Source organism: Burkholderia cenocepacia (genome assembly GCF_900446215.1).
Lineage (GTDB): Bacteria > Pseudomonadota > Gammaproteobacteria > Burkholderiales > Burkholderiaceae > Burkholderia > Burkholderia cenocepacia.
This window is the reverse complement of sequence record NZ_UAQZ01000016.1, coordinates 75,793-91,582: the sequence shown is the minus strand read 5'-3', so window position 1 is coordinate 91,582 and position 15,790 is coordinate 75,793. Positions and strand designations below refer to the sequence as shown.

The following is a 15,790-nucleotide window of genomic DNA, read 5'->3' as shown; positions in this document are numbered from 1 at the left end:
GTGTCCCGAGTGCCTTGGTCTACGGGTGACCTGCCCCCTGCAAACAGGGCCAGCCGGAGTCTAGTAAAGTTCGTTTTCGGAGAAGAAGACGAACATGAAGAAGCGCTTTACGGAACAGCAAATCATCGGGTTTCTGAAGGAAGCCGAGGCCGGTATGCCGGTCAAGGAACTGTGCAGGAAGCACGGGTTCAGTGATGCGTCGTTCTACACTTGGCGTGCGAAGTTCGGCGGCATGGAGGTCTCGGAAGCCCGCCGGCTCAAGAACCTCGAGGTGGAGAATGCCCGGCTGAAGAAGCTGCTGGCCGAAGCAATGCTCGATATGGAAGCGTTGAAGGTCGTCGTCAAGGGAAAGCCCTGAGCCCGCAAGCCAAACGCGAAGCAGTATCGGCGATTCGGGGGAAGGTCAACATCTCCGAGCGCCGCGCCTGCCGGCTTGTCGGGCTTTCTCGCAGCGTGCTGCATTACGACGCGAAGCCAGACCACGAGAATGAGGTGCTAGCGGCGCGTCTGGTGGAGTTGGCACACGAACGTCGTCGATTCGGCTACCGCCGATTGCACGCCCTAGTGGAACGCGAAGGCACGCACGCCAATCACAAGCGCATCTATCGCCTGTACCGTGAGGCAGGGCTGGCTGTGCGGCGCCGTCGCAAGCGCCACGGCGTAATGATTGAGCGCGAGCAACTGGCATTGCCGGGCGCCCCCAACGAGGTGTGGTCAATCGATTTCGTGATGGATGCGCTTTCCAACGGCCGGCGCGTGAAGTGCCTGACCGTCGTCGACGACTTCACGAAAGAGGCTGTCGACATCGTTGTCGACCATGGCATCTCAGGTTTGTATGTCGCTCGGGCATTGGACCGCGCAGCTCGCTTCCGTGGCTATCCCAAGGCGGTGCGAACAGACCAGGGCCCCGAATTTACGAGCCGCGCGCTTGACCAGTGGGCGTATGCGAACGGCGTCGCTCTGAAGTTGATTCAGGCGGGCAAGCCAACGCAGAATGCGTACATCGAATCGTTCAACGGCAAGTTCCGCGACGAATGCCTTAACGAGCACTGGTTCACGACGCTCGCGCATGCTCGGGCAGTCATCGCGGCATGGCGTCAGGACTACAACGAGCAAAGGCCGCACAGCGCACTGAACTACCTTGCGCCGTCAGAGTTTGCGGCGAAACATCGGGCAACCGCGGATACTCCTGCCGCTTTCCAGGAGTTGGTTTAAAGGGACTTTGCTAGAAGCCCATTGGCCCTATTGATGGGGGCAGGTCAACGTACCCGCGTCACGCAGCGCAGCGGCGTAGTTTCCCGTTTACCGAGGGGATCGCTGTAAGGCACCGAGGCCTGGCGCACCACCTCGAGTTTGAGCAGCAGGTCGAGCCACGGCGATCCGCGATAGGCCTGGAAGTATTCGAAGAAACGCACCCCGAACGACGGATGCAGCGGGCTCTCGCCTTGTTGCATCGACAACACCTCGCGCACACGCTGCGGCAGATAGTCCACGCCGCTGACGCGGGCAATCGCGCCGCGGTCGTCGAGATACAGATCGTCGGTTTCCGCGTGCAGGGCCCACCCGCTGCCGAGGTCGCTCACGTCTACGCGCGCCGCACCGGGCGCCACCGTGCACCGAAGGTGGTAACCGGCGTCCTGTTTCGCGAGGACCGGCGCCGCGGCGAGAACACGGCCGTCGCCCAGTTCGTTGCTGAGCACATAGCGATCCTCGGGAGACAGGCGTCCGAACCGGTCGATGTAGTCGACGACCCCTTGGAGATCGCCGATCAGGAAATGCCCGAGCCGCAGCGTCCATCCACTCGCGTCGACCTGTGTCAAATCGCCCGTGCAGACGATCTCGGGGCCGATCGCAAGCAGCCCCGCCGCGACCAGCGCGGGCTGCCCGGTGCGCACGGCCCGCTTGCAGGCGTCCTCGTGAGCCTGTTTCATCGCGCGCAGCCGCGGTGCGGTATAGGTGACGCTGTCGCGGTCGATCAACCGAGCATGGTCGACGCAGAGCCAGATCGCGTTGTCGATGCCGCTACGCGCTTCCGGCGTCATCGTCGCATCGTAGCGCCGGCCGCCCGGCGCGGCGGCATGGATATGGGCGGCCTCGCCGATCGTGGTGCTTCTGTCGGCCCCTTCGTCGCTCGGCCCGACCGTCAGCTTGCCGCAGCCGGTGAACGCGCAGTGCCAGCCGGCATTCGCCGCGACCGCCTGCCGCACTTTCTTGCTGAAATCGTCCCGCTGGCTCATCCGCGCCTCCCGCGCATCGTTATCCGGATCGGCCCTCTCGCCGCCGACGCGCCCTCATGCGCCCCAATCGTCCCAATACGCCAGGGTCGCCGCGAGAAAGGCCTCGCATTGCGCCGGGGCCCAGCAGGTCGGCGCGTTATCGCGCAACAGGTAGTACTGCCGGTTGGCGCACACCAGCTGAGTCTTATCCGCCTCGGTCACCAGCCAGTTGTAGACGTTGACGAACGTATCCCCATAGCTGCCGACGAACTTGTCCACCGGCACGTTGTACAGCAGGCCCTCGAGATAGTAGGACGGCGCGGCGCCAGCCTCGATCGCGGCCGCCTCGACCAGCGCGCTGCGCAGGTTCTTCCAGATCCGCACCATCGGCTTGAGCCGCTGCTGGGTGGCCTGATGCTGGGCGGTAAGGTTCTCAGCGTGTTGCTTGGGATAGTTGGCGATCCGCGTCCCCGCCGCGTCGTAGAAACAAATGCCTTCGTCGTAGGACTGGTCGCGCAGGCCGTTGAAGCGGTAGTAGCGCCGGTAGCCAATCGCCGCGATCACATCCGCCTTGCGGCGCACGCCGCGCGCGGCGATGGCGATCGCCTTGTCGCCGACCGTGACGTCACCGCCGTAGGCATCCCTCAGGACCGACACCACGTCCTTCTTGAAATCCCGGTGCGCATACACCGCATCGTGATACGCCGCCCTCCAAGCGGTTTTCTGCTCCTCGCTCAACGCCTTCAGGTCCTGCTGGAAGCAGTCCTTCAGCAGGATCACCACGTCGACATCGCTCTCGGCGTAGATATTCGTGGCGTTGCCGTAGGAGCCCTGCAGGAATACCTCGATGTTCTTGCCCGCATAGGGACTGTCCGCGTTCTCCAGCGTGGATTTGATCGCCTGATAGGTCAGGCTCGACCCACGGATGGCCCCCTGGTGCGACCAGGTTTCCAATTGCGCTTCGGAAATGGACATACGGTCTCCTTACCGCATGAATGCTCGCAACGCCGCCTCGCGGGTGGCGAAGGATTCGCTGCCGCGCTGGCGCAGCAGGTTGAGCTTGGCGAGGTCGTGCTCCAGCAGGTCGGTGGCCATCTCTGGACGCTCGAACACGTCGCTGATGCGGATCGTGGGCACGTCCTTGAACAGCACCTCGCGCAACTGGTCCATCGACTGCGTGTTGATTTCTAGGGTCTTCTGCAGCAGTTGCACGCTGAGCAGGTATTTCTTGGCGAGCCGCATCGTCCAGCTTCGCTTAGGCTCCGGGTAGACGCCCACGCCGATGCTGACCACGCGCAGATCCTCGTGTGCGTGCCCCAACGCGACGACCGCGTCGGCGATCGCATACAAGGTGGGATTGTTGGCGCAGTAACCACCGTCGACCAGCTCGACATGATCCCCGGCCGCGGTGGTCACGAAGGTGCGCTCGAAGAATGGAAAGGCCGAACAGGACGCCTGCACGGCCTTGGCCAGGGTCACGCCAAAGCCCGGCACGAAGGTGGCCGCGCGCCCGTGGGCCTGGGCCGCGCTGCCCTTGAAGATCATCGGCTTCTCGGTCATCCAGCGGGTCGCCACGACGCCGATGCCGGTCTTCACGTCAGCGAAGGTGCGCTCCTGGAATACCTCGGTGGCGAGCGCTTCCAGCGCGGCCGTGCGATCCCTCGCCCGGCGTTGCGCCATGACCGTCGGCACATGCCGCTGGTAGAGCGCGTGAATCACCTCGACCTCGTAGCCCAGGGCGAGCAGGCTGGCGATAATGGAGCCGGTGCTGGTGCCGAAGATCAGGTCGAAGCACTGGCACAGCGGCCGCCCCGCCATCGCCTCGATCTCGCGCAGCACGCCCAGCGTGTAAAACCCCTTGGCGCCGCCACCGTCCAGCGAAAGAATCCTGCATGGCCTCCTGACCGCAGCCGCCGGCACGTCGCGTCCTGCGCTTGTCTCGCTCATGTAACGCCCCCCGTCTCCGCGCCAGTGTAGCAGCAACAATACGGTGCGCCGGCCGCTCGCCTTAATTTGCTGGTTGTGAAGCGTCTAGAGCTTGTTTCTCGATGCGGGAGGTCTAGCCATCGGCACTTTGCCGCCGATGGCGTTACGAGCTCGATGCCAGTTGTAGTGGTGCTGCCAACTGGCCCAGGCTTCGTTGCGATGGGCCGAGCTTTGGTATGTCGATGCGCAGCCCCACTCACGTGAAGCTGACCGGATGAAGCGTTCAAGGCACTGTCATCACGACTCGCGTTTATCATCAAGTCGGGCACGTGCCGCGGCGATCGATTGGTGCAGCTTCGCCTGCAGCGTCTCGCGCGGCGGTAGCACCGTGAGGTACTCAGCGACGTGAATGCCGCTTTTGCCAAGCTCAAGCAATTCGATCTGTTCTTGCTTCTTTCCCGCACATAGGATGATGCCGATCGGCGGCGCTTCATCCGGCTCCTGCTCGTGCTTGGCGAGCCAGCGCAAGTACAGCTCCATCTGACTCTTGTACTCGGCCTTGAAGGAACCGAGCTTCAGTTCGATCGCGACGAGGCGTTTGAGCTTGCGGTTGTAGAACAACAGGTCGAGATAAAAGTCGTCGTCGTCGATCAACAACCGCTTCTGGCGCGCAACGAATGTAAAGCCGGCGCCGAGTTCCAGGAGAAACTGTTCCATCTCGCGCAGGATCGCATCCTCGAGATCGCGCTCGAGATAGTGATCGTTGAGGCCAAGAAAATCGAGGATGTACGGATCTTTCAGCACGAGATCGGGCGTCATCTGCTGCGCGTCACGCAGGTGCGCCACTTCGCGCCGGATCACTTCGTCGGGCTGGCGCGATAGCGCGCTGCGCTCGAACAACATCGACTGCATCCGCTCCTGCAACTGCCGCGACGACCAGCGCTCTAGGCGACAGAGTTCAATGTAGAAGTCGCGCTTGAGCGGGTCTTCGACGTACATCAACATCTTCAGATGGGTCCAGCTCAATTCTCTCCGCAGTGCGGAGAGAATTGACTCGTCCGGAAACACCTCGGCCGCGCGGACGCAATGGCGCAATTGCTGCTCGCTCCAACCCCGGCCGTATTCGGCTCTCAGTTGCCGGGCGAGCGCGGGGACGATCTGCTGTCCATAGCCCGCGCGCTCACCGCCCAGCACGTCATCCCGGATGCGGCAACCAACTTGCCAATAAAGTAGGGTCAGTTCAGCATTGACGGCCGCCGCCGCTCGGGCGCGCGCCGAATCAATCATGCTGCGGATGTCGGTCAATAGGGATGCGGGGACGAGTTCGGTCATCTGGTCTTGAATGGAGGACTCGGCGGGCCGGCGCGCGCCAATAGGGGCCACGTTACCGGAATCTCAGCCACGGCGGAACCCTGCTGGGCGCTCTTCCCAATTCTCTCCGCACCGCGGAGAGAATTCAGCCCCCGGCCAGCTGAGGCCCTCGTCTGCCACCGAGCGAAATGTGAGCGCGCGCAATTGAGCTTCAGCACCCCCTGAGATGAAGTCGCCTCGCCAACAGCCCCACCCGGATCGAAGAACCTCCCGGCCCGCATGCGACGCCATGCCCAATGAACCCGCCCACCGGCACGTCGTCGCCCGCGCCAGAAATACTGGGGGGCCGAAACGGTGACGGCACCGCTTTTCGCTCGCCGCCGCGCGAGCGCTCAATGCCCCCTCGGACAGGGTGCCGCGCACGCGGGGGCATCGCTTATGTCCCGAAATGAAGGGTAACATAGTCCTTACTATGTTCCCCTTCATTCCGCCGGATCCTGCCTCGAAAGGGACCACCTCGGCGGAGCGCATTTGCGCCCCTCTTTCACTGCACAACCGGGCACGTCCTAACTCGCCCGCTGAAGTTGCTACGAAAAAAACTGTCAAACTTCCGCGTCCACATGCGCATCACACGCTCGGCGTGATGCATGACCGCAGTCAAACAACACTCGTGTCCCTGTCCGATTCGACCGGCAAGCCAAAGTCCGGATTCGCCGCGCCTCTCGACGAACGCTAAAAAGACACTAAAAATCACGGCGCGAACAAGTGCTCGGTAAACATCGGCGGCTCACCCGCTCGAAGGCCCTTGCCAGCCGGAGCTTCGACGGATTCCGGCCCACCTCGACGGAACATCCCAACCTTCACAATTCATTTAACTTTCCGTGAGGACTTCGACACCGGCCGCTGCCTACGATGGGCGCATGTTTTCAGGACCTGCTTCCAGGAGCCCATCATGCCCACCCGCAGACATCTGCTGTTCGCCGGCGCCACCGGTCTCGCCACGCTCGCGGCGCTGTCGTCCGCCGGCCGCCGCGCGCTGGTCGGCCGCGCGTTCGCCGCGCCGCCCGCCGGCTCGCCCAAGGCCGCCCCGTTCGAGATCACGCTCAGCGACGCCGAATGGCATCGCCGGCTCACGCCCGCCCAATACACGGTCCTGCGCGAAGCCGGCACCGAGCGGCCGTACAGCAGCCCGCTGAACGCCGAGCACCGGCCCGGCACGTTCGCGTGCGCCGGCTGCGACCTCGCGCTGTTCTCGTCGGCCACCAAGTTCGACAGCCATACGGGCTGGCCGAGCTTCTGGAAACCGCTCGACCACGCGGTCGGCACCGACACCGACGCGTCGTTCGGGATGGTCCGCATCGAAGTGCACTGCCGCCGCTGCGGCGGCCATCTCGGCCATGTGTTCGACGACGGCCCAGCGCCGACCGGCCTGCGCTACTGCATGAACGGCGTCGCGCTCGTCTTCCACCCGGCTGCCGCCTGATCCGGCCCCCCGACCGACTGGAGAACGCATCATGCTGCTCATCGTCCTTGCCTATCTCGGCGGCGTGCTCACGATCCTGAGCCCGTGCATCCTGCCCGTGCTGCCGTTCGTGTTCGCGCGCGCCGACCAGCCGTTCGTGCGCACCGGCCTGCCGCTGCTCGCCGGCATGGCGCTCACGTTCACCGTCGTCGCGACGCTCGCCGCAGTCGGCGGCGGCTGGGTCGCGCAGGCCAACCAGGCCGGCCGCTGGATCGCGATCGTGCTGCTCGCGGTGTTCGGCCTGACGCTGCTGATGCCGCGCTTCGCGGAACACCTGACGCGCCCGCTGGTCGCCGCCGGCAACCGGCTCACCGGATTCGCACAACGCGACGGCCGCCCGGCCGGCCCGGCGTCGTCGCTGCTGCTCGGCGTCGCGACCGGCCTGCTGTGGGCGCCGTGCGCGGGCCCGATCCTCGGTCTCGTGCTGACCGGCGCCGCATTGCGCGGCGCGAGCGTCGGCACGACGCTGCTGCTCGTCGCGTATGCGGCCGGCGCGGCGACCTCGCTCGGCGTCGCGCTCGTGATCGGCGGCAAGGTGTTCGCCGCGATGAAGCGCTCGCTCGGCGCCGGCGAATGGATCCGGCGCGGGATCGGCGCGGCGCTGCTGGCCGGTGTCGGCGCGATCGCGCTCGGCCTCGACACCGGCGCCCTGGCGCAGCTGTCGACCGTCACCACCGGCGGGCTCGAAACGAAGCTCGTCGACCGCCTCGGCGGGCGCTCGAACGGCGCGCCGGCGGCAACGCCCGCGACCGGCGCCGCCGACAACGCGACGGGCGGCGCGATGATGGCCGCCGCGACGGATGGCCCGCAGGCCGGCGGCGCTGCAATGGTCGGCAGCGCGATGATGCGCGCGGCCGGCGCGACCGCGGCCGCGCTGCCCGTCGAAGGTACGCTGCCGTCGCTCGACGGCGCGGTGCAGTGGCTGAACTCGCCGCCGCTGACGGCGGCCGGCCTGCGCGGCAAGGTCGTGCTGATCGATTTCTGGACGTATTCGTGCATCAACTGCCTGCGCACGCTGCCGTACACGACCGCCTGGGCACGCAAGTACGCGCCGTACGGACTCGTCGTGATCGGCGTGCACGCGCCGGAGTTCGCGTTCGAGCGCGACATCGGTAACGTCAAGAAGGCCGTGCACGACCTCGGCATCGACTACCCGGTCGCGATCGACAACGGCTATGCGATCTGGCGCGCATTCAACAACGAATACTGGCCCGCGCACTACTTCATCGACGCGCAAGGGCGGATCCGCCATCACCACTTCGGCGAAGGCGAATACGCACAGTCCGAACGCGCGATCCAGTCGCTGCTCGCCGAAGCCGGCCATCCGGACGCGCTGAACGTGCCGCTCGGGCTCGCCGGCGCGCCCGCGAAGGGTGCGCTCGCCGCCGCCGACAGCGCGGACGTCCGTTCGCCCGAAACCTATGTCGGCTATGCGCGCGCGGAAAGCTTCGCGTCGCCGGGCGGCGTCGTGCGCGACGCGGCGCACCGCTACGACGCGCCGGGCAGCCCGGATCTCAACGGCTGGGGCCTCGCGGGCACGTGGAACGTCGGCGCCGAACGCGCGTCGCTGGCCGCACCGGATGGCCGGATCATCTACCGCTTCCATGCGCGCGACCTGCACCTCGTGCTCGGCCCCGGTGCGAACGGCCGGCCCGTGCGCTTTCGGGTGACGCTCGACGGCGCGGCGCCCGGGGCCGCGCATGGCGCCGACGTCGATGCGCAAGGCTACGGCACCGTCACCGACCAGCGTCTGTACCAGCTCGTCCGGCAGCCGGGCGCGATCGCCGATCGCACGTTCGCGATCGAGTTCCTCGATCCGGGCGTCGATGCGTACGCGTTCACGTTCGGTTGATTGCTCGCGCCACCGCCCTCCGAGCATCGGCTTTTTTCAACGCAGTCCGAAGGAGCAAGAGATGATCCCGATCCCCACCCGCGATGCCGCCGCACCACGGCGCGCGGCCATGCTGCGCCGCATCGGCGCCGTTGCCGTGGCAGCCGCCGCCGTGTTCGGCTACCAGCGCATCGTCAATTCCGCGGAGCCGATGCGCACCGTGCCCGCACCGACGCTCGACGAAACGCCCGGCGCGTCGCACGACGAAACGGCCGTGCTCGCCGGCGGCTGTTTCTGGGGCGTGCAGGGCGTGTTCGAGCATGTGAAGGGCGTGAAGCAGGTCACCGCCGGCTATGCGGGCGGCGCGTCCGAAACCGCGCACTACGCGCTCGTCGGCTCGGGGCTGACGGGGCACGCGGAATCGGTGCGGATCGTCTACGACCCGACGCAGATCACGTACGGCCGGCTGCTGCAGGTGTTCTTCTCGGTCGCGCACGACCCGACCCAACTGAACCGGCAGGGTCCCGACGAAGGCTCGCAGTACCGGTCCGCGATCTTCCCGACCACCGCGCAACAACGCGCGGTCGCGACCGCGTACATCGCGCAGCTCGGCAGCGCGCATGTGTTTCCGGCGCCCGTGGTCACGCGCGTGGAAGCCTACAAGGGGTTCTATCCGGCCGAGGCCTATCATCAGAACTACCTCGAACTGCATCCGGATGCGCCGTATATCGCGTTCAACGACCTGCCGAAGGTCGCTGGGCTGAAGCAGCGCTTCCCGGCGCTGTACCGTGCCGACGCGGTGCTGTGGCGCGAAGCGCGCTTGTGAGCCGCGTGTCACTCACCCTGCCGCGCGACGGGAGGCCGCCCGCCGCACTGCCGGGCCGGCCCGCCACGCCAGGCGCCGGCAGCGGCCGCTTTGCGCCGCATCAACGAATCGGCGGACGCGACGCCGGGGCAAACCCGCATCGCGTCCGCCGCGGCCGGCAACTTCGCGTAGACTTCTCCTGATCCTCGCCGCATGATGCGGCATCCGGACCACCCGCCCAGCCAGGAGGCGTCACGCATGCGCGCAGTGCCTTTGCCTGACAGCAATACCCTCGAAGAACCGTCCACCGGCGCGGTCGTGCGCGACCTGCGCCGCGTGCCCATTCACCCCGATCACTGGTACCCGCTCGCGTGGTCGCGCGAGCTCAAGCGCGGCAAGACGCTCGGCGTGCGCTTCGCCGGCGATCCGATCGTGCTCGTGCGCACCGAATCGGGCGCCGTGTATGCGCTCGAAGATCGTTGCGCGCACCGCCAGGTGCCGCTGCACGCAGGCGTCGTGAGCGGCGAAACGCTGCGCTGCTGCTATCACGGCTGGACCTACGCGTGCGACAGCGGCCGCTGTGTCGACGTGCCCTACCTCGGCCGCGAACGCTTGCCCAACGGCGTGCGCGCGTATCCGTGCCGCGAGGCGCACGGGCTGATCTTCGTGTTCCCGGGCGACGCCACGCTCGCCGAGGCACGGCCGTTCCCCGCGCTCGAATCGGCGGACGATCGAGCGTTCAAGACACGCCGCTTCGGCCGCGAGGTCAAGTGCCACTATTCGTTCATGCACGAGAACCTGATGGACATGAACCATCAGTTCCTGCACCGCAAGCAGATGGGCCAGATGCGCGCACGCTCCGTGGGCCGCCGCCGCGGCGACGACTGGGTCGAGGTCGACTACACGTTCGCGCGGATGGAAGGCAAGCAGCCGGTCGGCGAGGCGCTCGTGTTCGGTTCGAGCAAGAAGCCCGGCGACCAGGCCAACAAGAGCGTGATGACGGTGCGCACCGAGTATCCGTACCAGACGCTGCGGATCCGGTCGAGCGAAGGCACGCTCGTGATGGACCTGTGGATCGTCTACGTGCCGCTCGACGCCGAGCAGCGCACCAACCGCACGTTCGGGCTGCTGTCGATCCACAAGCCCGGCATCCCGTTCGCGCTCGATCTCGCGTGGCCGCTGCTCGTGTGGTTCACCGAGCGCATCTTCCGCGAGGATCGCTGGATCGTCGAACGAGAGCAGGAAGCGCATGACCGGCAGGGCGCCGACTGGAATCACGAGGTGTTCCCGGTCATCAACGAGCTGCGCGATCTGCTGCGCCAGTGCGGCGCGCGCACCGTGATCCCGATCCGCGACGCGCGTGACAGCGCATGAGGCGACGCGCGCATCTCGCCGCGGCGCGTGCGGTTACAGCATGAACGCGCCCGGCAGCAACGCGCGGGCCGTCGTGATCTCGACGGCCCCTTTCAGGTTGGTCAGGATCACTTCGATGTCGGGCTTGCCGATCTCGATGATCACCTGACGACACGCGCCGCACGGCGCGATCGGGCCGTCCGTGTCGCCGACGACCGCGAGCCGCGCGAAATCCCCGGGCCGATAGCCGGCGGCGATCGCCGCGAACAACGCCGTGCGTTCCGCGCAATTGCACAGTCCGTACGACGCGTTCTCGACGTTGCAGCCGTGGAAAACCGTCCCGTCGCGCGCCTGCAGCGCCGCGCCGACCTTGAAGCGCGAGTACGGCGCATACGCGCGCTCGCGCGCCGCCTTCGCCTGTTCGATCAGTTCGTCTCGTTCCATCGTGGTGAGGCCTCCGGGAGCAGGGTCAGTCGACCCGCTGGTAAAGGGTCGGCGGCGCTTCGCCCGTGTCGCCGAGCACGTAGCCGCGGCGAATCGCGTCCGCCGCGTGCGCCGCGGTCGCTTCGTCGCGGGCGTGCACGAAACCGAGCGGCTCGCCCGCTTCGACGCGTTGCCCGATCTCCGCGAGCGCCGACAGGCCGACGCTGACGTCGATCGCATCCTCCGCGCGCGTGCGGCCGCCGCCGAGCGCGACCACCGCCAGCCCGAGCGCGCGGCAATCGACGCGCTGCACCACGCCGCTCGCAGGCGCCGGAACCGGCACGATCACCACCGCGCGCGCCAGATGCCGTGCGGGCGCGTCGAGCAGGTCGGCGGGGCCACCGAGCGCGACGACCATGCGCGCGAAACGCTCGGCCGCCGCGCCCGAATCGAGCGCCTGCTGCAGCTTCTCGCGCGCGTGGCCGACGTCGCGCGCCAGCCCGCCGGTCACGAGCAACTCGGCCGACAACGCCATCGTCACGTCGTGCAACCGCGCGGGACGCGACTTGCCGGTCAGGTAGTCGATCGCGCACGCAACCTCGAGCGCGTTGCCCGCGCACGGCGCGAGCGACTGGTTCATGTCGGTGAGGATCGCGGTCGTCTTCATGCCGGCGCCGTTGCCGACGTCGACGATGCTGCGGGCCAGTTCCGCCGATTTCTCCGCGGTCGGCATAAACGCGCCGGAGCCGACCTTGACGTCCATCACGAGCCCGTCGAGCCCGGCCGCGAGTTTCTTCGACAGGATCGACGCGGTGATCATCGCGACCGATTCGACGGTCGCCGTCACGTCGCGGATCGCATAGATGCGCTTGTCGGCCGGCGCGAGCCGCGCGGTCTGCCCGATGATCGCGACACCGACCTCGCGCACCGTGCGACGAAACGCGTCCGTGGCGGGCATCACGTCGTAACCGGGAATCGCGCTGAGCTTGTCGAGCGTGCCGCCGGTGTGACCGAGCCCGCGCCCCGAGATCATCGGCACGTAGCCGCCGCACGCGGCCACCATCGGCCCGAGCATCAGCGACACGACGTCGCCGACGCCGCCCGTCGAATGCTTGTCGATCACCGGCCCGTCGAGATCGAGCGCGCGCCAGTCGAGCACGTCGCCCGAATCGCGCTGCGCGAGCGTCAGCGCGACGCGCTCATCGGTGCTCAGGTCGTTGAAATACACGGCCATCGCGAACGCGGCCACCTGGCCCTCGGTCACGCTGCCGTCGGTCACGCCGCGCACGAACGCGGCCATCCCGTCGCGATCGAGCGGCTGCCCGTCGCGCTTCCTGCGAATGAATTCCTGCGGTAGAAACATCGTTGCCTCGCTTCGATCGGTCGGAGTCTACTGTCAATGCAGCGAGAAAAACAGGCCGGCAATCGCCGCGCTCATCAGGTTCGACAGCGTCGCCGCCGTCAGCGCGCGCAAGCCGAGGCGCGCGACGTCCGAGCGGCGCTCGGGCGCGACCGCGCTGAAGCCGCCGGCGAGAATCGCGATCGACGAGAAGTTCGCGAAGCCGCACAGCGCGAACGACACGATCGCGAGCGTCTTCGGGTCGAGCACCTGCAGGCCGGCCGCCGCCGCATGCGCGCCGCCCTTCAGGTACGGCGACAGGTCGCCGTACGCGACGAATTCGTTGAAGATCAGCTTCTCGCCGATGAAGTTGCCGGCCAGCGCCGCATCGTGCCACGGCACGCCGATGATCCACGCGAGCGGCGCGAACAGGTGGCCTATGATGCCGACCAGCGTGACCTGCGGAAAGCCCACGAACGCGGCCGCGCCACCGACGATCAGGTTCATCAGCGCGATGAGCCCGACGAACGCGATCAGCATTGCGCCGACGTTGATCGCGATGCGCAGCCCGACCGATGCACCGGAGGCGGCCGCCTCGATCACGTTGGCGGCGCGCTTGTCGTCGAAATCGAGACCGTCGACCACCACGCGGCTCGGTTCGACGGTCGGAAACAGCAGCTTGCCGAACAGCAGCCCGCCCGGCACCGCCATGAACGACGCGGCGAGCAGGTACTCCATCTTCACGCCGAGACCGGCATAACCGACCAGCACCGAGCCCGCGACCGATGCCATCCCGCTCGCCATCACCGTGAAGATCTCGGCGCTCGTCATGTTGCGCACGAACGGCTTCACGAGCGCGGGCATCTCGCTTTGCCCGAGGAAGATCGTCGCGACGGCCGAACACGCCTCGATGCGGCTCACGCCCAGCACCCTGGCGAGCCCCGCACCGAGGATCGCGACGATCCACTTCATCACGCCGATGTAGTACAGCACCGAGATCAGCGCGGTGACGAAGATGATCATCGGCAGCACGCGCAGGCCGAACACGAACCCGCCGTCGCCGAACAACTGGAACATCCGTGCGTCGACCAGACCACCGAACACGAACGCGATGCCGTGATTGCCCATGTCGAGCACGCGGTTGACGCCGTTCGCGGCCGCGGCCAGCGCCGCGCGACCCGACGGCACGAACAGCACGAGCGCGCCGATCGCGAACTGCGTGAGCAGCGCGGCGATCATGGTCCGCCCACTGACCGCGCGGCGGTTGTTCGACAGCAGATACGCGACCAGCAACAGAAACAGCATGCCGAGGAGACTGCGCAGAATATCCACCTTGTGCTCCTTTCTCACTATTTGAACTGTCCGGCGGGCGGCCCGTGCCCGCGACCCGCGTGATCGGGTTGGTGGATGTTACTCGCTCGATATGCACGCCGGCAACGTCGCCAAAATCGCCGCGACCAATGGCGTCGATCGTTTCTTTTTTCGTGCTTCGACGACTTGATCAGTTGTTCTACCTACCTCGCGAAAACGCGCGCGGGGCGCGCCGTTCGAACGGACACGCCCCGCCTGCTACGCATCGCTCAACCCGCGCGTTCGACCGGATGGGGTTCGCGCAGCCGGTTCGCGATCCGCGCGGCCTCGTAGTAGCCGGCACCGGGCGGGCGCTTCAGGTAACGGCCCGCGCCGCGCACCGCGCGCAATTCGCCGTCGGCCCAGGCGAGTGCGCCGCGCGTGAGCGTGTGCGTCGCGACGCCCTGCACGGTCATCCCCTCGAACACGTTGAAGTCGACCTGCTGGTGATGCGTGTTCACCGAGATCGTCTTCGTCGCGGCCGGGTCCCATACGACGAGGTCGGCATCGGCACCGACCTGCACGGCGCCCTTGCGCGGATACAGGTTGAAGATCTGCGCGGCGTTCGTCGACGTGATCCGCACGAACTCGTTCGGCGTGATGCGGCCATGATTCACGCCGTGATGCCACAGCACCGACATGCGATCCTCGACGCCGCCGCAGCCGTTCGGGATCTTCGTGAAATCGTTGCGGCCCATCGCCTTCTGCGATGCGCAGAACACGCAGTGATCGGTCGCCGTCGTATGCAGCTGCCCCGACTGCAGCCCGCGCCACAGCGCCTCGCGATGCTCGGCGGAGCGGAACGGCGGGCTCATCACGTGGGCCGCCGCGCGCGTCCAGTCCGGATCGCGATAGACGGCCTCGTCGATCACCAGGTGGCCCGGCAGCACTTCGCCGAACACGCGCAGCCCTTCGCTGCGCGCGCGCGTGATCACGTCGACCGCGTCCTTCGCCGACACGTGCACGATATACACGGGCACGCCGAGCACCTGCGCGATGCGGATCGCGCGGTTCGCGGCCTCGCCTTCCACCTCCGGCGGCCGCGACAGCGGATGCGCCTCCGGCCCCGTCATCCCGCGCGCGAGCAGCGCCTTTTGCAGCTGGAACACGAGCTCGCCGTTCTCCGCGTGCACGGTCGGCAGCGCGCCGAGTTCGAGCGAACGCGTGAAGCTGTTCACGAGGATCTCGTCGTCGGCCATGATCGCGTTCTTGTACGCCATGAAGTGCTTGAAGCTCGACACGCCATGCTCGCGCACGAGCGTGCCCATGTCGCGGTGCACGCTGTCGTCCCACCACGTCACGGCCACGTGAAACCCGTAATCGGAAGCCGATTTCTCGGCCCAGCCGCGCCATTCGTGGAATGCCTCCATCAGCGGCTGCTTCGGGCTCGGAATCACGAAGTCGATGATGCTCGTCGTGCCGCCCGCCAGCCCGGCGGCCGTGCCCGAGTAGAAATCGTCGCTCGCCCGCGTGCCCATGAACGGCAGCTCCATGTGCGTATGCGGATCGATGCCGCCCGGCATCACGTACTGGTCGTGCGCGTCGACGACGGTCGCGCCGGCCGGCGCATCGATCTGCTCCGCGATCTGCAGGATCGTGCCGCCGTCCTGCGGGTCCGCGCAGAGCACGTCCGCGCGATAGGAACGGTCCGCATCGACCACGGTGCCGCCACGAATCAGGATTGCCATTTGCTTGCCTCCTCGTTGACTGTCGG

Annotated in this window: 13 protein-coding genes and 1 pseudogene; 5 read left to right on the top strand and 9 right to left on the bottom strand. The window is 66.9% G+C overall.

Features of this window, described 5'->3' with window-relative positions; genetic code table 11:
- Positions 1-94: 94 nt before the first annotated feature.
- A protein-coding gene (locus DTA15_RS32480; RefSeq protein ID WP_102896096.1) for an IS3-like element IS407 family transposase occupies positions 95-1,215 on the top strand; the annotation gives its coding sequence in 2 pieces (ribosomal slippage) (positions 95-353 and positions 353-1,215; 1,122 coding nt in all).
- A gap of 44 nt (positions 1,216-1,259) precedes the next feature.
- Here DTA15_RS32480 and DTA15_RS32475 read toward each other — a convergent pair.
- The 5 genes and pseudogenes from DTA15_RS32475 to DTA15_RS32455 all read right to left on the bottom strand — a co-directional run bounded on the left by DTA15_RS32475 (position 1,260) and on the right by DTA15_RS32455 (position 5,474).
- Positions 1,260-2,237, bottom strand: coding sequence for a lipoprotein (locus DTA15_RS32475; RefSeq protein ID WP_041494551.1), 978 nt, complete (start codon positions 2,235-2,237; stop codon positions 1,260-1,262).
- 54 nt (positions 2,238-2,291) lie between these two features.
- Positions 2,292-3,191 (bottom strand): anti-phage nucleotidyltransferase, encoded by a 900-nt coding sequence (locus DTA15_RS32470; RefSeq protein WP_006482377.1) that lies wholly within the window; start codon positions 3,189-3,191, stop codon positions 2,292-2,294.
- 9 nt (positions 3,192-3,200) lie between these two features.
- Positions 3,201-4,163 (bottom strand): anti-phage phospholipase, encoded by a 963-nt coding sequence (locus DTA15_RS32465; protein WP_006482380.1) that lies wholly within the window; start codon positions 4,161-4,163, stop codon positions 3,201-3,203.
- Between the two features lie 84 nt (positions 4,164-4,247).
- Positions 4,248-4,427 (bottom strand): annotated as a pseudogene (locus DTA15_RS32460) (integrase core domain-containing protein); the annotation flags it as partial.
- Between the two features lie 12 nt (positions 4,428-4,439).
- On the bottom strand, positions 4,440-5,474 hold the full coding sequence (locus DTA15_RS32455; protein WP_006482379.1) for a PDDEXK nuclease domain-containing protein: 1,035 nt from the start codon (positions 5,472-5,474) through the stop codon (positions 4,440-4,442).
- Between the two features lie 931 nt (positions 5,475-6,405).
- Here DTA15_RS32455 and msrB point away from each other — a divergent pair.
- The 4 genes from msrB (at position 6,406) to DTA15_RS32435 (ending at position 10,985) form a co-directional block, all read left to right on the top strand.
- Positions 6,406-6,936 (top strand): peptide-methionine (R)-S-oxide reductase MsrB, encoded by a 531-nt coding sequence (msrB, locus tag DTA15_RS32450; RefSeq protein ID WP_012493816.1) that lies wholly within the window; start codon positions 6,406-6,408, stop codon positions 6,934-6,936.
- Between the two features lie 31 nt (positions 6,937-6,967).
- Entirely contained in the window at positions 6,968-8,827 is a 1,860-nt protein-coding gene (locus tag DTA15_RS32445) for a cytochrome c biogenesis protein DipZ (protein WP_012493817.1), read from the top strand.
- A 61-nt stretch (positions 8,828-8,888) separates the two neighbouring features.
- The gene (gene msrA / locus DTA15_RS32440; RefSeq protein ID WP_006485646.1) at positions 8,889-9,632 is read left to right on the top strand and encodes a peptide-methionine (S)-S-oxide reductase MsrA; all 744 of its coding nucleotides are present in this window, start codon (positions 8,889-8,891) and stop codon (positions 9,630-9,632) included.
- Between the two features lie 237 nt (positions 9,633-9,869).
- On the top strand, positions 9,870-10,985 hold the full coding sequence (locus DTA15_RS32435; RefSeq protein ID WP_006485640.1) for a Rieske 2Fe-2S domain-containing protein: 1,116 nt from the start codon (positions 9,870-9,872) through the stop codon (positions 10,983-10,985).
- 33 nt (positions 10,986-11,018) lie between these two features.
- On the opposite strand, the gene DTA15_RS32430 is transcribed toward DTA15_RS32435, so the two are convergent.
- The 4 genes from DTA15_RS32430 to hydA form a co-directional block, all read right to left on the bottom strand.
- Positions 11,019-11,408 (bottom strand): cytidine deaminase, encoded by a 390-nt coding sequence (locus DTA15_RS32430; RefSeq protein ID WP_006485641.1) that lies wholly within the window; start codon positions 11,406-11,408, stop codon positions 11,019-11,021.
- A 25-nt stretch (positions 11,409-11,433) separates the two neighbouring features.
- On the bottom strand, positions 11,434-12,750 hold the full coding sequence (gene deoA / locus DTA15_RS32425; protein ID WP_006485638.1) for a thymidine phosphorylase: 1,317 nt from the start codon (positions 12,748-12,750) through the stop codon (positions 11,434-11,436).
- A gap of 33 nt (positions 12,751-12,783) precedes the next feature.
- Positions 12,784-14,058 (bottom strand): NupC/NupG family nucleoside CNT transporter, encoded by a 1,275-nt coding sequence (locus DTA15_RS32420; RefSeq protein ID WP_006485647.1) that lies wholly within the window; start codon positions 14,056-14,058, stop codon positions 12,784-12,786.
- A gap of 248 nt (positions 14,059-14,306) precedes the next feature.
- Positions 14,307-15,764 (bottom strand): dihydropyrimidinase, encoded by a 1,458-nt coding sequence (gene hydA, locus DTA15_RS32415; RefSeq protein WP_006485639.1) that lies wholly within the window; start codon positions 15,762-15,764, stop codon positions 14,307-14,309.
- Between the last annotated feature and the right edge of the window lie 26 nt (positions 15,765-15,790).